Raw genomic sequence first — 20707 nt, 5'->3', positions numbered from 1 at the left:
ATTTATCGTGCGATGATTTGGGATGAGTTTTTGAGGCATTTTCGCTTCTGTGATGAGGAAGATAGCGGGCTATCTGACGAAGAACAGGAGCGAAAAGGACCAAAAAATCACCCAAAGCACACACGAAAACAGATACATCAAGCCAAGAAAAACTTTTTGGAGAAATTCAAAACAGCTTCTTAATTTCTCCGATAAGTTTGCTTGGCAGATACGGGTCAATGTATGATTGAAAGGTTCAGTATCTGTTTCAAGCTGTCTTCTTTTTATGTTCTCCATATCAAAACCGTACGGTTTCCATATCGAGAACGTACGGTTTTCAATTGGAGAACGTACGGTTTTGATATGGAAACCATAAAAGGATGATGCCTGGATTGATAATATAATCCAATCCAATCCAATCAGAAATACCAATTATTTTAATGGCTTTTGGAATTTGATTATGATGCCATAACATTATTCTTGGATTAATTCAACACCTTTCCATCCTCCCAGTTTAACAAGTTTGTAACAAGTTTAACGCACAAATGAAATGTCGGTGAAACACCCCTGCAAAACTGCTATTTTACTTTTGCAACGAATTTAAACCCTAATAAACAAACAACTTATGCAAAGCAAACTTATTACAAACAAACATGCGCTGAGGAAACTCTTCTCCTTGGCTGTTTTCTTATTGGTAAGTACGTATGCATTTGCCCAAAGTGCAGTAACCGGAACAGTTACCGATAAATCCGGTATGCCGCTGATTGGGGTAAGTGTAGTAGAAAAAGGTACTACAAATGGCAATGTTACCGACATTGATGGTAAATATTCAGTTAAAGTAGAAAAAGGAAAGACACTGGTATTCTCTTACATCGGATATCAGACACAAGAAGTGAAAGTAGAATCAAGCGTCATCAATGTTACGATGAACGAAGACAGCCAGTTGCTGGACGAAGTGGTAGTCATCGGTTACGGTTCAATGGAACGCAAAGACGTGACCAGCTCCATCACAACCGTAAAGGCTGAAGACCTGAATGTGGGTGTCTACACCACTCCGGCACAATTGCTGCAAGGAAAAGTACCCGGTCTGACTATCGCCAACACCAGCGACCCGAACGGTTCGGCTTCTATCTCTTTGCGTGGCGCCTCTACACTTCGTACAGGCGAGGCAATGGAACCTTATTACGTTATAGACGGTGTGCCCGGTGTAAGCCTTTCATTGGTAGCTCCAGAAGACATTGAAAGCATTGATGTCTTGCGTGACGCTTCGGCTACCGCCATCTATGGTTCGAAAGCTGCCAACGGCGTAATCATCGTCACCACCAAGAAAGGCAATAAGGATGGACGTACCAACGTAAGTTACAGCGGATATGTAGCATGGGACAAGACGATGAAAACCGTAGATATGATGGATGCCAACGAACTGCTGACATATGCCAATGCAAACGACATAGATATTTCGGCTTATTATGATGCAAGTAACCCAGCCAATACCAACTGGCAAGATGAAGTGCTTCGTACCGGATTCAGCCACAACCATAATGTGTCTATCAACGGGGGTAATGAAAAAACCAGTTATAATGCTTCTCTCAACTTTCTCGAACGCCAAGGCGTAGTAAGAGGTACTAACATGGACCGCCTGACCGCACGTTCTTTCCTGCAAACCAAAGCATTCAACAACCGGTTGGACATCTCGCTGAGTCTGAATGCCAGCATCCGTAACAGTTCTACCGGTCCTACCGGCTCACAAGGACAAAGTGTTCTGGATGCCATGTATTATTACAGCCCATTGGTTCCTGTTAAGAATGCCGATGACTCTTGGTACAGTAATACATCCATTTCACAAAACTACAACCCGATGTCGATGGTCAATGAAGACCGTTACGATACTAAAGAAAAATTGCTGCAAGGTGTGGCCAAAGCCACTTTCCATATCATAGACGGTCTGGACTGGAATTTAAATCTCTCTTATCAAAACCAACAGTATATCTACAGCAATTACAACAGCAGCAAGACTCAATTGCCCAGCGTAGCAGCCCGAAACGGACAAGCAGACCGTAGCACGGTAGAAAACATCCGCAAACAGATGGAAACTTATCTGAACTGGAACCATACATTCAACGACGCACACAAGGTGGGCGTAATGTTAGGATACTCATGGGAACAGTCTGACAACAACGATGGTTTCGGACTGAGAGTATATAACTTCTACAGTGATGACCTGGGTTATTACAACATGGGTATGGCAAACAACATTGACATCAACGATGTTATCAGCAACAATCTTGCCACCCTGCGTATGATTTCATTCTACGGACGTGCCAACTACAGTTATAAAAGCAAATACTTGCTGCAAGCTACTGTACGCCGAGACGGTTCTTCGGCTTTCGGTGTTAACAATCGTTGGGGTACGTTTCCTTCGGTATCTGCCGCATGGCGCATCATAGAAGAAGACTTCATGAAAGACCAAGACATATTCGATGACTTGAAATTCCGTATCGGTTATGGTGTGAGCGGTAACTCATTAGGTTTCGATGCCTTCTATGCCCGTCAGGTATACGGACACACCGGATGGTTTACTTATGTAGATGCCAACGGTACTGAATCCGATTACCGCATCTTAGGGGCAACCCGTAACTCGAACCCAGATTTGAAATGGGAAAGCACCGGTATGTTTAATGTAGGTCTGGACTTTGGTTTTTTCAACAACCGCCTGACCGGTACCATCGAGTACTACAGCAAGAAAACCAGTGACTTGATTTACGACTATCCGGTTTCTACCAACCGCTATTCATACGGTGTAATGACTGCCAATGTAGGCGATATCAGCAACAAAGGTATTGAAATAACCTTGAATGCAGTACCGGTACAAACTAAAGACTTTACATGGAGTACTACCCTCAACCTTTCGCACAACAAGAACGTAGTAGAAAAGCTTTCTAACGAAACCTACTCGGTGAACTACATTGACCAAGCGAATCCGGACGTAGGTGGTTATTCCAGCACTAATGTACAACGCATCATGGAGGGTGCACCTATCGGACAATTCTACTTGTGGGAATGGGCAGGATATGATGAAAACGGTGGTTCTATATTTAATGACTATGACGAAAACGGAAATCTGGTAGGTGTAACAGATGCACCTGATGATAGCGATCGTCGTATGGCTGGTTCGGCACAACCTAAAATCACCTACGGATGGAACAATGACTTGACATGGAAAAACTGGACACTGACCGCATTCTTCCAGGGGGTAGCAGGGAACAAGATTTTCAATTCTACCCGTTGCTATTACAGCCAAGTGGGTCTGGTGGCTGCTGGGAAAAATGTACTGGCAGAAGTCGCAACCGAACAAAATCCACATGATTCACGGGCACAAGCTCCTTCTGATCGTTATTTGGAAAACGGTTCGTACCTCCGCTTGTCTACATTGACACTGGGTTACAACTTCGGCAAGATTGGCAACTGGGTGAACAACCTGCGTCTGTATGCTACGTGCAACAACGTCTTTACTATCACCGGTTATAGCGGTGTCGACCCAGAAGTAAACCTTGGCGGATTGACTCCCGGTATGGACTGGAGAAATACCAACTATCCGCGTACCCGCACGTTCCTTGTAGGAATAAACGTAAATTTCTAAATTAACAAAAAAAGACTTTTATGAAAACAAAACATATATTTTTTTCGGGTGCCTTATTGGCACTGACAAGCGTTGGGTGTACCGACCTTGACGTAGACATCAAATCCCAATATACAGAACTGCCTGACTCGGAGATTGCCATAGAAGCCACTATGAACAATGCTTTCTATGCATTTCGTGCAGCTATCGGACGCCGTTATGATGAAGGCGTATCCTGTAATTCGGATGAATACACCGCGGTCAGTTTCGATAGTGACTACTTGAACGGTCGTGACATGGCAAACTTCTCGTTACATATGATTGACCCGACTAATTCGGCAAACCAATTGAATGTGTACAACGATTTGCAGACGGGTATCACCAATTGCAACCGGGTCATTTTTGATTTGGGAGGCGAGGATGTCCCTGAAGTAGCTCCTGTACGTGCAGCTCGTGCTTTTTACACATTTATGATGATGGAGCACTGGGGAGACACGCCTATTCTCGACCATCTGCTGGCAGATGATGAACGCATTGACCGTTCTCCGCGTGCTGATGTAGCCCGTTGGATTGAATCGGAACTGCTTGCCGTACGTGACAATTGTTATGAAAACGTCGATGCTTCTACCTACGGTAAACCTACTCGCTGGATGGTAGATGCATTACTTGCCAAATTATATATCAACTGGAATGTTTATACACAGGACGTAACCAGTTCAAGCTGGGATCCAAACGCCACTAATGAAAAGTTAAACGATTGTATTGCTGCCTGCGACCGTATCATCGCTTCCGGATACTTTGATTTAAGCGATGACTACAAAACCAAGTTTATGTATAATAACGGCTATCAGATAAAAGATTTCATTTATGTGATGCCGTTCGATGCCTCTACAGCACAAGGAATGACATACGCCCGTTTCCGCACATGGCGCCGTGGACAAAGTGAAAACGGATTCTATAGCATTCCTCTTACTAATTCATTAGGAGGTAATATGACGTTGACACCGGAATTTGTAGAACTATTCAACCTTCCAGGTGACCGCCGTAACGATGTCATAGCCGGTAATGTAGGTGAGAACATTGATATGGAAACTTTTGATGTTTACCAATACAACAATGCTACCGGCGAACCGACTGATGTTCGCAATACATATGGAGGAGTGGATGTGACTTTCACCAAATCCATTACCTTAAAGTCTGACCCAACAGCTGATCCTCCTATCGTCCCGGATGGAGATCTCAATGTGGGTAACGACATGACCGGATGGACACAAGGATATCGCTCCATCAAGTTCTTCCCGAATGCTACAGATTATAACACCTATAGCCGTAACCAAAGCAACGACGTACCTGTATTCCGTTATGCGGATGTGCTGCTGATGAAATGCGAAGCCATCGTACGTGGCGGAACAGCGACCAACGGTGATACACCGATGAGCTTGTTTAATCAAATCCGTGCGTATGTCAATGCTCCTCAAATCGTTGGTGACCCCAGCCTGCAAGACATCCTGGACGAACGTGGTCGCGAATTTCTGGATGAACACTGGCGCCGTAATGACCTAATCCGCTTTGGTGATTTCGAACGCGACTGGGGGTTCAAAAACGACTTTAATCCGAACGCCAATGATCCAAGATACCGCTTATGGCCGTTGAGTCTTGATGTGCTTAATGCCAACACCAACTGGACACAAAACCCAGGATACTAAATGGACATTCATTTTTAATATTTCTAATAAGTCAAAACCTTGCATTGCAACCTGTCGTCGGGAGGACGATAGGGCAATACAAGGTTTTTTTATTTTTCATGCGGTCTCTCCCAAGCAGAAAATCCAAACTGTTCTTGTCCTAAATAAAATTAATTCCTATCTTTGCATCAAGCCATAAACATCTGAATATGAAAGATAATTTTATACGTTTCGACTGGGCGATGAAAAGGTTATTGCGTGACAAAAGCAATTATGTCGTGCTTGAAGGATTCTTGTCAACTTTATTGGAAGAAGATTTGCGCATTTCCCGCTTTTTGGAAAGTGAATCAAACCAAACAGATGAAACAGACACATTCAATCGCGCTGATATCTTGGTAGAAGACAGCAAAGGAAGGCTGCTTATCATTAAAATCCAAAACTATCGCGAACTATATTATTATCACCAAATGCTTTATGGGGCTTCTGACATCCTATCGCGATACACTGATGAGGAAACAGACTATAACAAGATATGCAAAATCTATTCCATCAATATTGTTTATTTCAGCATGATTAAAAGCAAGGACTATGCATATCATGGGGAAATAATCTTCCGTGGTTTACACGATTCAGACAACTTTCTAAAATTATCCGTCCGCCAACAAGAATTATTTATAGGTAAAGATGCAGGAGATATCTTTCCTGAATATTATGTGTTGCGCGTAAATGATTTCGATAAAGTAGCAAAGACTCCTCTTGATGAATGGATTAAATTTCTCAAAACCGGAGAAATAGATAAAGAAGCTACTGCAAAAGGACTCCCGGAAGCAAGAGAACGGCTTCGTATCGACACGCTACCCGATGCAGAAAAGCGTGCCTATTACCGGGATATGGAAGCCCTGCGCTACCAACGCAGTGTTATTAAGACAGGCTGGGACGAAGGACATACAGAAGGATTCAAAGAAGGAAAAGCTAAAGGAAGAGCTGAAGGAAGAGCTGAAGGAGAGAAAATGAAAGCAAAAGAAGTTGCTAAAAGAATGAAAGAAATGGGACTTTCCGTAAAAGACATAATCCAATGTACGGGGCTTACACATGGAGAAATAGAAGAATTATAATCCTACATCATTTTACCACAGAGGATACGGAAACTTTCACTGCAAAATGAGATTTACCTGTAATACTCTGTGGTGAATTTTCATTATATAAATGCCAATTAGGAGTTAAAAGGGAGTTATAGGAAGTTATCGCCCACTTGGCGGGCTGGGAGTCAGATGCCACTACCTTTTTGCGCCGGTTTCAGAAGCAAGGCTATTGGCCTTTAACTCCTGAACGAAGTGATAACTCCTGTGAAGTATAACTACGTTTAACTCCTGATTCGCATTATATAAACTAATCATAATACTTCGTTAAATTTATTTGAATTCCGCAAACATCCCATGTAGGGGCGTATTGCATACGCCCGAATGCGCCAACTAATCCACGTGGATGTTTTCAGGGCGTATGCGATACGCCCCTACAATACGGATCAGTACTATTCATTATAAATAGTGGGTAGTCCTTAAGAGAATTATCATCAGTCATAATGTATGTTTACCGGCAGCAGCACGAATCGTTGCAATGGCTTCCGGGAGATTCGCATTCTACGGTGCTGTGCTGAATGCCATGTTCGCACAGTTCTTCTTTTACAGCATGTTTTACGGTTTCCATTTGGGTCAGGTCTTTTAACACGATGTGGATGGTGGCAGCATTTTCGGTAGTGCTCATCGCCCATACGTGGAAATGGTGGAAGCTTTCCACGCCAGGTACTTCGGCGATGTGTTTCCTCACTTCTTGCAGGTCAATGCTTTCGGGTACGGCGTCTAAGGAAAGGAAAAGACTTTCTTTCAATAATTTCCAGGTAGAAACCAGTATCAAGAGGGCGATGGCTAAACTGATGAAGGTATCAATGAGTACAAATCCGGTCAACATGATGATGATGCCGGATATGACCACGCCTACTGAAACCAAGGTGTCCATTGCCATGTGAAGGAAAGCTCCCCGCACATTTAGGTCGTGCTTCTGGTTTTTCATCAGGAGCCAAGCTGTTACGCCGTTTACAATGATGCCGATGCCTGCCGTCCATGATACAGCTGCGCCTGATACGTGTTCGGGAGTTTTCAGTTTGTAAATGCTTTCGATAATAATGGCGCCTACGGCAATCAGCAGGATGATGGCGTTGAGCAGTGATACTAGCACCGTACTTTTTTTGTACCCATAAGTAAAATGTTCGGTGCTGCGGTGTTTTGACATGCGGAAAGCAAAAAGTGACAGCAGCAGGCTGAACACATCGCTCAGGTTGTGTCCGGCATCGGACAGCAGTCCCAGTGAATTGAAGATGAAGCCTGCACCGGCTTCGATGACGACAAAGAGCAGATTGATGACGATGCATACGATGAATATCGAGTTGAGCGATGTCAGCGTATGGTTGTGTTCGTGTACGTGTTGATGTGACATGATTCTTGTTATTTTATGTTGCTGCAAAGGTAAACGTAATCTTCAGGTTAGCCAATACTTGAAAGTCCGGATTTTGTATTCAATTTGTGTTTTTGCAACTTGGTTGCAATAGAATGGAACCGGAAATACTAAATAATGTAAAAAAGAAGGAGCGAACTGCTATACATTGGGTTATTTATATTTACTTTGAAAATGTTTAAGGTCAAAATAGAAAAAGCTATGAACGAATTAATTGCAAAAATCAAAGAATTGAATGAAGTTTTGATTGCAGATGCTGAATTGCAGGCTTCAAAAGGAAATAAGGCTGCAGGTACGCGTGCTCGCAAAGCTTCGTTGGAATTGGAAAAGGCATTGAAAGAATTTAGAAAAGTATCTTTAGAGGAATCTAAAAAATAACAATTCTTTCGACTGGAGCTAAGAGGTTGTACCATTTGGTTTTTATGTACCTGATGGTATGACCTCTTTTTTCATTGTCATGCAGGGAGGGATTATGCGGACATTACACGGTGCGGTTTGGTTATGGATGGTGTTTTTAGGGGTATGCCTGGCATGTGGCAGGCACACGGGACGAACGGATGCTTATTTGCGGGCGGATTCGCTGAACCGGACGGCTTATGCCATGCGTTACCGCGACCTGGATGCATCGGCGCAGGCTGCACGGGAAGCGTTTCGGCTGGCGGCTGGCAACTCTGACCTGCGTGCCGAGGCATTGAATAGTGAGGCTTTCTGTGCTTTTATGCGGATGGATTTCGAACATGCTTCCCGGCTGTACCGTCAGGCGCTTGGAGAAGGTGATAATGAAATCGAGTTCCTGATAGCTGATGTGGGAATGATGAAGATTTGCCAGCGCACGGCTATGAATAAAGAGTTTTATGATTACCGGAGCAGTGCACTTCGCAGGATGAAACGCATCCGTGAAGACGAGAAGCAGATTACCGACGCACATACCAGGCTTCGTCTGAACTATGCCATATCCGAGTTTTATATCGTTTCAGGTATTTACTTTTATTACCTTCAGCAGCAAGAGGCATCTTTGCAGGCTATAGATGCTATAGATGTGGATGCTATCCGGAAAGATACGGCGCAATGGTTGTATTATGTTTATATGCGGGGGTCAGGCGGTATGTATGAAGCTCCTACACGCGAGAAGTTGCTTGCGGGAGAGTTGGGGTATTTGGTCAATTGTCTGATGACTAGCCGGGCGAGAGGTTATGTTTATTTTGAGGCAAACGCGTTGCAGGCATTGGCCGAATTGTTGAATTTCCGGCGGAACCGTGAGATATTGTCTCGCAACAGCCGGGATATGTTACGTCTGGTAAACGACCGCGACCTGCCTCTTGACAGCCTTCCGCTTGCGTATGCGCGTCAGGCTTTGGATTTGTTCAAGCAATACGGTGACTGGTATCAGATTTCGGGGACTTACCGCACTTTGGCTACCTATTATAATTATATGGGTTGTCCTGAGAAGGCTTTGCCCAATCTGGACACAGCTTTGCGATATGTTAACTTGCATCATGAAAGGTTTTATCATTGTACCGATACCTTTGACCGCCTCCGCACGTATATTCCAGGCAGTGGACGTCCCATTGAATTGAAATGGATAGCTGATGAGGGCATTAAGACCGTTCCGGAGTGGATTCTGCGTCTGCGCGAACAGCTGAGCCGTACGTATTCGGCAATGGGGATGAAGCAGCAATCAGACTATAACCGGAACATTTACCTGGACTTGCTGGACTATACCCGGCAGGATAAGTTACTGGAAAGCCGTTATGCTGCTTTAGAGCGTGAAGAGAAACAGCTCAATGCATTGCTCTTTCTGGTATTGCTTGGACTGGGAATGCTGATAGGTCTGTTTGTCATGTTGAATCGGCGTTGGAAAAAACGGAACCGGCTGTATCTGTCTGTCTTGAAACAGGTGTTTGAATTGTGCCGGAAAATCATATCGGCCGTACCGGCTTCGGCAGGAGACATGAAAGAGGTAGTCGATGCGGTTCAACAGACTGTACGGGAAGATTTCCTCCATATATTCGGTGCCGTGGACATACAGATTTGCCTGAAGGATGAAGATACAGGGTTATTGTCCGATACATTGCCGTTTCTGTTGCCAGAGGGAACAACAGGTTTTCGTTTCGATTTGATTTCTTCCGAGGACGAAAAGGTTATCGGATGTGTCTGGATGGCTTTGAAGCATCCCTTGCATAAGGAAGAAAAAGCTTTGTTGCAATTGGTCTCGCCTTACCTGGCATGGACATTGGTCAATGGGGCTAATCTGGTTTCGCTTGATGACGAGCGCCGCAAGGTGGAGAAAGAGCAATATATCCACCAGCAACATCTGACAGAAAACAAGAAGGAAAATGTGGTGAAGAAAGCTTGTCTGGCTATCGTGACCGGCATTTTACCTTATATCGACCGTGTGGCCAATGAAGTGCGTAAGTTGAGGCTGGCTCCCTATGCCCGTCAGGAGGCAGTAAAGAGGGGGAAATATGTTTATATTGATGAATTGATAACTCGTATCAACGAGTACAATGATATTCTTGCCCTTTGGATTAAGATGCGCCAAGGGATAGTCAGCTTGAACATCGAGAGTTTCTCCTTGAATGAATTGTTCGAAATGATAGGGAAGGGCAGGCGGTCGTTTGAAATGAAACGGCAGACCCTGGATATTTGTTCTACCAGTGCCGTGGTAAAGGCTGATCGTGCCCTGACTCTGTTCATGATTAATACGCTGGCCGAAAATGCGCGTAAATATACGCCTGAAGGAGGGCATGTGGAACTGAGGGCGGATGAAACTGATGCGTATGTGGAAATATCGGTTTCGGACAACGGACCTGGATTGACGGCAGAAGATGTGAACTGTATTTTGGGTGAGAAGGTTTACGATTCGGGTCATATCGGACTGGCTACGGCGGGTGATGTGCAATCATTGCGCAGCCAGAAAGGGCACGGATTCGGATTGATGAATTGTAAAGGCATTATTGAAAAATACCGGAAGACCAATGCCTTGTTTAGCGTGTGCTGTTTTGCCATCGAAAGCACACCGGGCAAGGGAAGCCGCTTTTATTTTCGTTTGCCCAAAGGGGTGAAACGGGCATTGTGTCTCATAGGGATCGTATTGGTGGCATGTGCCGGAACTAGTTGCGGCAGGCATGTTTCTGATGAGGTCCAGGCTCCTGGCCAGGTGGCTTCGTACGATAGTCTGCTGGCAATAGCAAATGATTATGCCAATCAGGTTTACGAGTGTAATGTGGAAGGTTGTTATGCCGATGCATTGGTTTATGCGGACAGTGTGCTCCGTTACCTCAATATGCATTATTTGTGCTATTCGGGATGCGATGCTCCGTTGTTGCAGCTGTATCGCAATGATAACGTGCTGGCAGAGCAAAGCTGGCTGGAGAAGGATTTTGATACCGATTATTACATTTTGCTGGATGTGCGCAACGAGTCAGCTGTAGCCGCTTTGGCTGTGAAAGATTTTCCTACTTATTATTATAATAACCTGGCTTATACTTCGCTATACAAGCAAATCAGCAAAGACCGTTCGCTGGAGCAGTATTGTGTGCAGATGCGTCAGTCTGCCAATAATAAAATCATTGCTTTGGTATTGTTGGTATTGCTTGTTGTCGCTTGTCTGGTGGGGTATTATTTGCTGTACTGGCGGAAGAGGGTGCATTACCGTTACAATATGGAGCAAGTGTTTGTCATAAACCAGGGGATTGTTTCATCGGTCCGGCTTAATGGAGACGGTGAAATTATGTCTGAGGTATTGTTTTCCAGGCTGATTGATGAGTTGAATGAACTTTTCCCTGTTTCAGCTTTGGGACTGGCGCTTTTCGATGAAGAAACGGCTGCATTGCGTTGGTATTTCTCATTTCATACCGATGCTGATGAGGCACGCACATTGATGCAGCGGTGTTTCGACAAGCAGGCTGTGGTGTATGGTGAAGCATCGGGATGGATGGCTTTGCCGCTTCGGGTAGAAGTGGGTGGTGAAATCCATCATATGGGAGTGTTTGCGCTGCAGGTCATGCAGCAAAGGCTGAACGAGGAAGATGTGTTGTTGGTAGAGCTGGTGGTAGATTATCTGGCGGCCGTATTGTATAATGCAGTGGTGCGGGTGCGTGAAAAATATACCGACATTGAGTTGGCTCAGGATGATGCCCGCAGGGTGTCTCACGAGGAAAATATGCTTCACGTACAGAATATGGTACTCGACAACTGCTTGTCTACTATCAAGCACGAGACTATTTATTATCCCAACCGCATCAAGCAGATAATCGACCGGTTGAATGAAAAGGATGTGCTTCCGGAAACGGAAGAACAAGAGCAGTTGCAGACTGTGGATGAGCTGGTAAATTATTATAAGGATATTTTTACCTTGCTCAGTTCGTGTGCTGCCCGCCAATTGGATGAGGTGACTTTTCGTCGTGCTGAAGTCCGTGTAGAATACTTGAATGAAAGACTGGACCGCTATTTCCGGAAGGTTACCCGTAAATTGCCTTTTCAGCTTATGCTGGAAACTCAGATGCCTGAAGGACTGGCGGTCTCGGGCGACAGTGTCCTGTTGGAGTTTCTGTTCGAGAATCTGGTAAATGAAGTATTGCGTTATCCGGAATCTGGTACGATTACGGTATCAGCACAATTGGATAATGGATTTGTCCGGTTTTGTTTTACCGACAGGCGTCGCACGTTTACGCAAGAAGAATTGAATGGTTTGTTTTATCCCTCACTTTCGAGGATGTATGCCGGAAGTGGTAATAAACTGGTCGGAACCGAATTTCTGGTGTGCAAGCAGATTATACGTGACCACGATGAGTTTGCGGGCAGGCGGGGCTGTCGTATCAATGCATGTCCCGAAGAGGGAGGAGGATATACGGTATGGTTTACCATTCCGCAAAAAACAAATAAGGTATAACACAGAAAATCTATTGATATTAACCCATTAGCACATTATCAAATTATCACATTATAATTATGGAAAAGTTTAAAGTCATTATTGTTGAGGATGTGAAATTAGAATTGAAAGGTACGGAAGAAATCTTCCGTCATGAGATACCGAATGCTGAAGTGATTGGAACTGCCATGACTGAGGCTGAGTTTTGGGATTTACTTGATCAACAGACGCCGGATTTGGTTTTGCTTGACTTGGGTCTGGGAGGCTCCACCACTATCGGTGTATCTATCTGTGCCCGTCTGCATAAGGAGCGTCCAGGACTGAAGGTTCTGATATTCACTGGAGAGGTGCTGAACGAAAGGTTATGGGTAGATGCCTTGAACGCTGGTGCCGACGGCATCATATTGAAGACCGGTGAATTACTGACCGCTACTGATGTAGACGCAGTTATGGCAGGTAAGAAATTGGTTTTCAATTATCCTATTTTGGAGAAGATTGTGGAACGTTTCAAACAATCGGTGCTTGTCGAACAACGCAGGCAGGAAGCTTTGATTGATTATGATATTGACGAGTATGACGAACGTTTGCTCCGTCACTTGGCATTGGGGTATACTAAAGAAATGATAACGAATCTGAAAGGGATGCCTTTCGGGGTAAAATCCATTGAGAAACGTCAGAATGACTTGATAAGCCGTCTCTTCCGTCCTGACGAGCGTACCGGTGTCAATGCCTGCCGACTGGTGACCCGTGCTTTCGAATTACGTATTTTGGATATTGATAACCTGGAGCCTGATGACGAATAGGTATTTTTTGCATCCGGCTACTGTGTTCTTCTTGCTTACGTTGCTGGCAGCGTTTTTATCGTGGGTAGGAAGCATTTACGGCTGGGAAGGCATACAGAGCCTGCTCAGCGCCGAAGGTTTCCGCTGGCAATTACGTAATAGTGTGCCTGGGTTTCTGCATGCTCCTTTGCTGGGACATTTGCTGGTGCTGGCATTCGGTGCAGGGTTGTGGATGCATTCAGGATTGGGGGCACTTGGATTACGCTTGTTGCAGAAACGTGGAAAGTGTACCCGTAAAGAAAAGCGGGCATTGGGATGGAGTATCGTAGCGGGAGCCATATGTTTGTTTATCGGTATTGTATTGGCATGGGGACCGTGGGGTGTTGTGCGAAGTATAACAGGTGGGTTAAGAAACTCTCCATTGGCCGAGGGATTTACCAGTTTATTGTCGGTAATGGTAGGGATGATGGCTATGGTGTATGGCTTTGCAATCGATATGTACCGTACCGACCGTGATTTGGTACGAGGTCTGTCGTATGGCTTTGTTTATTTTTCGGGCTATTTTATTACATTGTTTTTCGTAGTGCAGTTTTTTGCCTCTTTACACTATACAGGGCTTGATGCCTTGTTAGGGATAAGTCCTGTAGCATTTCGCATCTGTTATACCGTATGTGCATTGGGCATGTTGTTTTTTTCGGGGAATAAGCCTGCAAGAGACAGGGACAACAGATGATGTGGTTTCTGGCTTTTTACAACAAAAGCGGGCAAAAAAGAAAGAATCTGATAAGATTGAAAAGAGAAGTGTGATGATATTTGAGAAATTAAAAAATGTAAAAAAAAGAGGCGTGTCTCGTTTTGTCAAAGAAAAAGCGTATATTTGCTCAGCGAAAAAAATTTTATAATAATCATAAGATATGAAAACATTTTTGTGGATGGCAACCGCCGGTATGTTGGCGTTTGCTTCTTGTCAGAACAAGCCGGGTTACACAATTAACGGTACTATTGCAGATGTAGCTGATGGTGAGATGGTGTATTTGCAGAATTTTGTGGATGGACAGATGATTAACCTCGATTCTGCAGTAGTTAAAGGTGGGGCTTTCCAGTTCAAGGGAGATGCTGATACGATTGCTGCAAGCCGTATCGTATCCTATGCTCCGAAAGGTATGAGTTCCCCGGTATTCCTCGAAGCAGGAACTATTACGATGGAATTGAATAATGAACTGTCGAAGGTATCAGGTACTGTATGTAACGATGCTTACCAGAAGTTCATTGAAGAGTTTTATGCAATCAATAAAGAAATGCGTGCGTTGTATGAGCAGACTCAAAATGATTCATTGAGTGAAGAACAACGTAAGGAAGCCGAAGAACAGCTTAATGTGAAAGATAGCTTAAGCCGTGAAATTATTTATAATACAATTTCTTCGAATATCACCAATGTGGCAGGTGTACAGCTGTTGACTCGTTTTTCAAGCTCGTTCCCGTCAGAACGTATCCAGCCGTTGGTAGATCAGATTCCTGCTTCTATTGCTGCCAATAACGAAGGTGTCGCTCAGCTGAAAGAGCACTTGGCTACTTTGGCTAAGACTGCTGTAGGTCAGAAGTTTGTAGATTTCACCATGAATACTCCGGAAGGAGAAAGTGTAAAATTGTCTGACTTCATTGGCAAGAATAAATATACACTGATTGATTTTTGGGCAAGCTGGTGTGGTCCTTGTCGTGCTGAAATGCCGAATGTCGTAGCTGCTTATAAAAAGTACAGTGCCAAAGGTTTTGGTATCGTAGGTGTATCTCTTGACCGTGATGCAGAAGCATGGAAGAAAGCGATTAAAGATTTGAATATTACATGGCCGCAGATGTCTGACCTGAAAGCTTGGGAATGCGAGGGTGCCAAATTGTATGGTGTACGTGCTATCCCTGCTACAGTATTGGTAGATCAGGAAGGAAATATCATTGCGCGTGACTTGCGTGGTGAAGACATTGCTGCCAAGCTGGCTGAATTATTGAAATAATATAATTTATCTGATATAAATAAACACCCGAGGGTGCATCTGTTTTAGATGTACCCTCGGCGTGTTTTATGGGGGATTATTTACAATGTTCCTTTGCTTGATGGTATTTCGAAGTGATAGATATCCCGGCGGATAGCCATTTTCAGGCTTCGGGCAAAAGCTTTGAAGATACCTTCTATCTTATGGTGTTCATTTTCACCTTCAGCACAGATGTTCAGGTTCATCCGGGCGGCATCGCTTAACGACTTGAAAAAATGCAAGAACATTTCGGTAGGCATATCGCCTATCTTTTCCCGGTGGAACGAGGCATTCCATACTAGCCAGGAGCGTCCTCCGAAATCGAGTGCTACCCGGCACAGACAATCGTCCATCGGTAGGCAATAGCCGTATCGTTCGATACCACGTTTGTTCCCCAAGGCTTGGTTTAAGCATTCGCCCAATGCTATTGCCGTATCTTCGATGGTGTGATGCTCATCTACCTCCAAATCTCCTTTTACATCAATGTCCAAGTCGATTCCTCCGTGTTTGGCTATCTGTTCCAGCATGTGATTGAAGAAGCCTAATCCGGTTTGTATGTGGCATGTACCATTCCCGTCCAGATTCATGCAGATGTGGATATCTGTTTCCTTGGTAGTGCGACGCACTTCTGCAGTACGTTCTCCGGCAAAAAGAAATTCTGCAATTTTGTTCCAATCGGTAGTGGCAAGGACACAGGTCTTTTTCAGGTCAGCCTCTTTTATCATTGACATATCCGGTTGTAATAAGATAGCCCGGCATCCTAGGTTTTTTGCCAGTTCTACATCCGTAACACGGTCGCCTATTACAAAACTGCCGGCAAGGTCGTATGTGTCATTGTCCAGAAAATCGGTCAGCATACCCGTACGGGGCTTTCGGGTAGGGGCATTCTCTTCAGGGAAAGAGCGGTCGATACAGATGCGGTCGAAGGTAATGCCTTCATTGGCAAAAGTTTTCAGTATGAGGTTATGTACGGGCCAGAAGGTTTCTTCGGGAAAGGAACTTGTTCCCAATCCGTCTTGATTAGTTACCATGACAAACTCAAAATCCAGTCTTGTCCGGATGAAATGCAGGTTGCGGAACACATAAGGATAAAATTCCAGCTTTTCGAAAGCGTCGAGCTGGTAATCGACAGGTGGTTCGATAACGAGTGTTCCGTCACGGTCTATAAAAAGGACTTTCTTTTTCATTTCGTATCAGATGTGCTATAGTTTCGTAATGCTTCCAGTAACTTGTCGTTTTCCGGGCGTGTGCCGATGGTAATGCGCAGGCAATCTTCGCAAAGTGTAACATTCGAACGGTTCCGTACGATGATGCCTTGTCCTACCAGATAGTCGTAAATGGCTTTGGCATGGGTTACACGTGTCAGGAAGAAGTTGGCATCAGTCGGGAATATACGTTTGCAGCACGGCAGTTGTGCAAATGCTTTCATTAATCGTGTGCGTTCTTCCAGTACCGAATTTACCCACCGTTGTACCTCATAATGACGTTGCATCATGCTGATGGCCTCCTGCTGGGTAAGTCGGTTGATGTTGTAAGGGTATTTTATTTTCGTAAAGATGCCGATGATTTCCGGTGAGGCGAATGCCATTCCCAACCGGATGGCAGCGCACCCCCATGCTTTCGAGAAAGTCTGCAGGATAATCAGATTGGGATATTCGTCAAGGATACCTGTGAATGACGGCTGGTCGGAAAAGTCGGCGTATGCCTCGTCTACGATGACAATGCCTTGGAATTCATTGAGCAAGGTAATGATTTCCTTGGAGTCGAGGTTGTTTCCGGTCGGATTATTGGGCGAGCAGAGGAATATCAGCTTGGTATTGTTGTCTGAAGCGTTGAGCAAGTCTGCTGCTTTGAACTGGAACTTCTCATCCAGCAGTACTTTCCGGTATTCTACATCATTGATGTCTGCACATACCTGGTACATGCCATACGTAGGGTGTATGGCAACTACATTGTCTATGCCCGGTCTGCAGAAGGCACGGAATGCCAAATCAATAGCTTCATCGCTTCCATTGCCCAGGAAGATTTGTTCGGGAGCTACTTTTTTCACAGGGGAAATCAGTCCTTTCAGTTCCCGTTGCAACGGGTCAGGGTAACGGTTGTTGGGTATGTTATAAGGATTTTCGTTGGCATCGAGAAATACCGAAGCGCTTTTTCCGCTGTATTCATCACGGGCAGAAGAGTAAGGTTTCAGTGCCCATATATTGGGGCGTGTCAGTTCTTGTAATGGTTTCATTCGTTCACGGTTTTACGGTTTGTTTTCAGGTTTATTCAGTCGAGCCGTACGGTAACGGCATTTTTATGTGCATCCAGCTGTTCATTGGCCGCCAGTATTTGGATGGCAGGTCCTAAGCGCCGTATTCCTTCTTTCGTGATTTCCTGGAAGGTGATTTTACGGATAAAGCTATCCAGGCTGACTCCGCTATATGCCTTGGCATAGCCGTTGGTAGGTAAGGTATGGTTGGTACCTGACGCATAGTCGCCGGCACTTTCCGGAGCATACGGCCCCATGAATACCGAGCCGGCATTGACTATCTGTTCTGCCACATCTCTGTAATTTTGGGTCTCGATAATCAGGTGTTCGGGAGCGTATTCGTTTACCATGTCAATGGCTTCTGCCAGGTCTTTTACCAGAATCAGTTTGCTGGAACGGAGCGAAAGTTCGGTCAATGCTTTGCGGGGAAGCGTGGCGAGCTGGCGCTCTACTTCTGCTTTTGTCTTTTCCAGCAACTGTTCCGATGTGGTGATGAGGATGGCTTGGCTATCGGCACCGTGTTCGGCTTGAGACAGCAGGTCGGAAGCAACATATACCGGGCTGGCAGTTCCGTCGGCAAGTACGGCTACTTCCGATGGACCTGCAGGCATATCGATGGCTACCTCACGCAGGGACACCTGTTGTTTGGCTACGGTTACGTATTGATTTCCCGGACCGAATATCTTGTATACTTTGGGAATGCTTTCTGTACCGTAAGCCATGGCTGCTATGGCTTGTACGCCTCCCGCTTTGAATACTTTTTTTACACCAGCCATGCGTGCTGCGTAAAGGATGGCTGGGTGTATTTTCCCTTTTTGTCCGGGAGGGGAGCAGAGTACGATTTCCTTGCAGCCGGCTATTTGGGCGGGGATGGCAAGCATCAGTACGGTAGAGAAGAGGGGGGCTGTACCGCCAGGTACATATAGTCCTACTTTTTCAATGGCTACAGCTTTTTGCCAGCAGGTCACGCCCGGTGTGGTTTCTATTTTTTTGCTTTCGAAACGCTGGGCTGCATGAAAGGTACGGATGTTGGCTGAAGCTTGCCGGATGGCTTCTTTCAGTTCGGGTGCAATCATGTTTTCTGCTTCTTTAAATTCGGTTTCGTCTACGGCGAGCGATTCAAGTTTTACTTTGTCGAATTGTTCTTCGTATGCGATGATGGCGCGGTCTCCTTCGGTGCGTACTTTATTGATGATGGTGTTTACTGCATCGCGTATGTCTTCGGTATGGAGTGCCGAACGTTTCAGTATCTCTTTCCATTCGGAACGTTCCGGATAACGTATGATGTTCATAAGCGTTTTGAAGTTAAGTGTTTATTAAAAATAATGATGCGCAAAATAAAGATATATGAATGTCCGCATCTTGCCGATTAACTTGTAGGGGCAGGGTTTACCTGCCCGAATACATCCACGCAGGCGCATACGGGCGGGCGACCCCCACCCCTACATTGGCTCATTGCGGATATTCAATTAAAGATATATTACTTTGCCATTTCAGTTATCTTCGTGGACTGCAGCAGTTAACTGAAATGGCTTATGAATCATGCCAGTCAGGAGTTAAAAGGGAGTTAGATGGAGTTATTGCCCACTTGGTGGGCTGGAAGCTAGATGCCAATACCTCTTGCACTGTTTTCAGAAGCAGGACTATTGGCCTTTAACTCCTGAACGAAGTGATAACTCCTATGGAATATAACTACGTTTAACTCCTGATTCGCATGAATATATCTTCGTTTTGAAGGGCGTTTTATAATATCATTTTTTCTATCGGGATAACCAGTATGCCTTGTGCGCCTAGCGCTTTCAGCTTACCGATAATTTCCCAAAAGCATTTTTGGTCGAGTACTGTATGTACACTGCTCCATCCTTCTGTAGCCAGCGGCATGATGGTGGGGCTTTTCACTCCAGGCAATACTTCGATGATTTCCTGCAGTTTGTCGGTAGGGGCATTCATCAGTACATATTTTTTGTCTTCAGCTGCTTTTACGGCTTCGATGCGGAAGAGAAGTTCGTCAAGAATGGTTTTCTTTTCGGGCGAGAGTCCGGGATAACCGATTAGTACGGCTTCGCTTTTCATTACTACTTCCACTTCTTTCAGGTTGTTGCTGATAAGTGTGGAGCCGGAACTGACAATATCGAAGATGGCATCTGCCAGTCCGATACCTGGAGCTATCTCTACAGAGCCGGTTATAACGTGGATGTCTGCCTGGATACCGTTGCGTTCGAGGAAGTTGCGTAGTATCCCCGGGTACGAAGTGGCAATTTTCTTGCCGTTAAACCACGATAGCCCTTGATAATTTTCTTCTTTGTGTATGGCTAGTGAGAGACGGCATTTACTGAATCCGAGACGATAGATGATGTCTGCTTTTTCGTTGCGTTCTACAAATTCGTTTTCGCCTACAATGCCTATGTCTGCCACTCCGCTGGCTATGGTTTGCGGAATGTCATCATCGCGCAGGAATAAAACTTCGACTGGGAAATTGCTGGCTTGGGTGAGCAATGTCCGTTTCGATGTAGAGATTTTAATGTCTGCTTCGGAAAGCAGAGCCATGGTGTCGTCGAATAAACGACCTTTGGATTGTACGGCAATTCTTAGCATGTTATTTCTGTTTTTTAGTTGTTTCAAAAAGCAAAAAGGCTTACCGTATTTACGGCAAGCCTTTTTTATCTTATAATAATCAAATTACACGACCTTCAGCCTACCGTATATTTACGTCAGGTAATGATGGTGGCGATGTGTTGTGTAATTTCTCATATTTGTTCTCTTGTTTTTTTTCTTTCGTTTGCAAATGTAAAGTGTTTGCGTGTAATATCCAAATATTTATCAGGAAAAAAGTTCTTTTACTTTCAACTTTTCCTTTTTGTGGGCGTATTTAGTTCCTATGTTTGTAATGTGCTAGCAAAATAGCATAAAGCCAAGAGAATTATTAAATTTGTAAATGAAAGAAATAACTTAATACCCCCATGACTTTATGCGTAAA

At 44.7% G+C, this 20707-nt stretch carries 14 protein-coding genes; 9 read left to right on the top strand and 5 right to left on the bottom strand.

Features of this window, described 5'->3' with window-relative positions:
- From B5F71_RS20325 to B5F71_RS13385, 4 genes are all read left to right on the top strand, one after another.
- Nucleotides 1-183: hypothetical protein (locus B5F71_RS20325; RefSeq protein ID WP_204502796.1), on the top strand; the 183-nt coding region annotated here is incomplete at its 5' end.
- Nucleotides 184-604: 421 nt separating this feature from the next.
- Nucleotides 605-3619: a TonB-dependent receptor gene (locus tag B5F71_RS13395; RefSeq protein WP_087211168.1), complete on the top strand. Its 3015-nt coding sequence runs from the start codon at nt 605-607 to the stop codon at nt 3617-3619.
- Nucleotides 3620-3639: 20 nt separating this feature from the next.
- Nucleotides 3640-5304: a RagB/SusD family nutrient uptake outer membrane protein gene (locus B5F71_RS13390; RefSeq protein ID WP_087211166.1), complete on the top strand. Its 1665-nt coding sequence runs from the start codon at nt 3640-3642 to the stop codon at nt 5302-5304.
- A 188-nt stretch (nt 5305-5492) separates the two neighbouring features.
- A complete protein-coding gene (locus B5F71_RS13385; protein ID WP_087211163.1) occupies nt 5493-6398 on the top strand; it encodes an Rpn family recombination-promoting nuclease/putative transposase in 906 nt (301 codons plus the stop codon).
- Nucleotides 6399-6873: 475 nt separating this feature from the next.
- Here B5F71_RS13385 and B5F71_RS13380 read toward each other — a convergent pair whose 3' ends face one another.
- Entirely contained in the window at nt 6874-7776 is a 903-nt protein-coding gene (locus B5F71_RS13380; protein ID WP_022041187.1) for a cation diffusion facilitator family transporter, read from the bottom strand.
- A 219-nt stretch (nt 7777-7995) separates the two neighbouring features.
- Here B5F71_RS13380 and B5F71_RS13375 point away from each other — a divergent pair, with 219 nt between their 5' ends.
- The 5 genes from B5F71_RS13375 to B5F71_RS13355 all read left to right on the top strand — a co-directional run bounded on the left by B5F71_RS13375 (nt 7996) and on the right by B5F71_RS13355 (nt 15458).
- A complete protein-coding gene (locus tag B5F71_RS13375; RefSeq protein ID WP_022041188.1) occupies nt 7996-8172 on the top strand; it encodes a hypothetical protein in 177 nt (58 codons plus the stop codon).
- A 94-nt stretch (nt 8173-8266) separates the two neighbouring features.
- Nucleotides 8267-12688: a DUF5113 domain-containing protein gene (locus tag B5F71_RS13370; protein ID WP_241148608.1), complete on the top strand. Its 4422-nt coding sequence runs from the start codon at nt 8267-8269 to the stop codon at nt 12686-12688.
- A gap of 59 nt (nt 12689-12747) precedes the next feature.
- Nucleotides 12748-13470, top strand: a complete 723-nt coding sequence (locus tag B5F71_RS13365) for a DUF5932 domain-containing protein (protein ID WP_022041190.1) — start codon at nt 12748-12750, stop codon at nt 13468-13470.
- Nucleotides 13460-14182 carry an AbgT family transporter gene (locus tag B5F71_RS13360; RefSeq protein ID WP_022041191.1) on the top strand — a complete coding sequence of 241 codons (723 nt, stop codon included), beginning with the start codon at nt 13460-13462 and terminating at the stop codon, nt 14180-14182. The genes B5F71_RS13365 and B5F71_RS13360 overlap by 11 nt, the downstream gene beginning before the upstream one ends.
- Nucleotides 14183-14363: 181 nt before the next feature.
- Nucleotides 14364-15458, top strand: coding sequence for a TlpA disulfide reductase family protein (locus B5F71_RS13355; protein ID WP_087211158.1), 1095 nt, complete (start codon nt 14364-14366; stop codon nt 15456-15458).
- An 80-nt stretch (nt 15459-15538) separates the two neighbouring features.
- Here the strand turns inward: B5F71_RS13355 and hisB are convergent, their stop codons facing one another.
- The 4 genes from hisB to hisG all read right to left on the bottom strand — a co-directional run bounded on the left by hisB (nt 15539) and on the right by hisG (nt 20325).
- A complete protein-coding gene (hisB, locus tag B5F71_RS13350) occupies nt 15539-16663 on the bottom strand; it encodes a bifunctional histidinol-phosphatase/imidazoleglycerol-phosphate dehydratase HisB (protein WP_087211155.1) in 1125 nt (374 codons plus the stop codon).
- The gene (gene hisC, locus B5F71_RS13345; RefSeq protein WP_022041194.1) at nt 16660-17712 is read right to left on the bottom strand and encodes a histidinol-phosphate transaminase; all 1053 of its coding nucleotides are present in this window, start codon (nt 17710-17712) and stop codon (nt 16660-16662) included. Before hisC ends, hisB begins: the two co-directional genes overlap by 4 nt.
- A gap of 35 nt (nt 17713-17747) precedes the next feature.
- Nucleotides 17748-19022 (bottom strand): histidinol dehydrogenase, encoded by a 1275-nt coding sequence (gene hisD / locus B5F71_RS13340; RefSeq protein WP_087211152.1) that lies wholly within the window; start codon nt 19020-19022, stop codon nt 17748-17750.
- Between the two features lie 451 nt (nt 19023-19473).
- Complete coding sequence (gene hisG / locus B5F71_RS13335) at nt 19474-20325, bottom strand: ATP phosphoribosyltransferase (protein WP_087211149.1); 852 nt, start codon at nt 20323-20325, stop codon at nt 19474-19476.
- Nucleotides 20326-20707: the final 382 nt, after the last annotated feature.

The sequence above is a fragment of the Bacteroides sp. An269 genome, from assembly GCF_002159755.1.
Classification (GTDB): domain Bacteria; phylum Bacteroidota; class Bacteroidia; order Bacteroidales; family Bacteroidaceae; genus Phocaeicola; species Phocaeicola intestinalis.
The sequence above is the reverse complement of the archived record's forward strand: the minus strand, read 5'-3'. Positions and strand labels throughout refer to the sequence as shown.

What these genes read in the sequence shown, in the direction of transcription:
- hisD (WP_087211152.1), bottom strand. Translation starts at nt 19,022, where the DNA reads ATGAACATCATACGTTATCCGGAACGTTCCGAATGGAAAGAGATACTG.
- B5F71_RS13395 (WP_087211168.1), top strand. Translation starts at nt 605, where the DNA reads ATGCAAAGCAAACTTATTACAAACAAACATGCGCTGAGGAAACTCTTC.
- B5F71_RS13370 (WP_241148608.1), top strand. Translation starts at nt 8,267, where the DNA reads ATGCGGACATTACACGGTGCGGTTTGGTTATGGATGGTGTTTTTAGGG.
- B5F71_RS13380 (WP_022041187.1), bottom strand. Translation starts at nt 7,776, where the DNA reads ATGTCACATCAACACGTACACGAACACAACCATACGCTGACATCGCTC.
- B5F71_RS13390 (WP_087211166.1), top strand. Translation starts at nt 3,640, where the DNA reads ATGAAAACAAAACATATATTTTTTTCGGGTGCCTTATTGGCACTGACA.
- B5F71_RS13385 (WP_087211163.1), top strand. Translation starts at nt 5,493, where the DNA reads ATGAAAGATAATTTTATACGTTTCGACTGGGCGATGAAAAGGTTATTG.
- B5F71_RS13355 (WP_087211158.1), top strand. Translation starts at nt 14,364, where the DNA reads ATGAAAACATTTTTGTGGATGGCAACCGCCGGTATGTTGGCGTTTGCT.
- hisG (WP_087211149.1), bottom strand. Translation starts at nt 20,325, where the DNA reads ATGCTAAGAATTGCCGTACAATCCAAAGGTCGTTTATTCGACGACACC.
- B5F71_RS13360 (WP_022041191.1), top strand. Translation starts at nt 13,460, where the DNA reads ATGACGAATAGGTATTTTTTGCATCCGGCTACTGTGTTCTTCTTGCTT.
- hisB (WP_087211155.1), bottom strand. Translation starts at nt 16,663, where the DNA reads ATGAAAAAGAAAGTCCTTTTTATAGACCGTGACGGAACACTCGTTATC.
- hisC (WP_022041194.1), bottom strand. Translation starts at nt 17,712, where the DNA reads ATGAAACCATTACAAGAACTGACACGCCCCAATATATGGGCACTGAAA.
- B5F71_RS13375 (WP_022041188.1), top strand. Translation starts at nt 7,996, where the DNA reads ATGAACGAATTAATTGCAAAAATCAAAGAATTGAATGAAGTTTTGATT.
- B5F71_RS13365 (WP_022041190.1), top strand. Translation starts at nt 12,748, where the DNA reads ATGGAAAAGTTTAAAGTCATTATTGTTGAGGATGTGAAATTAGAATTG.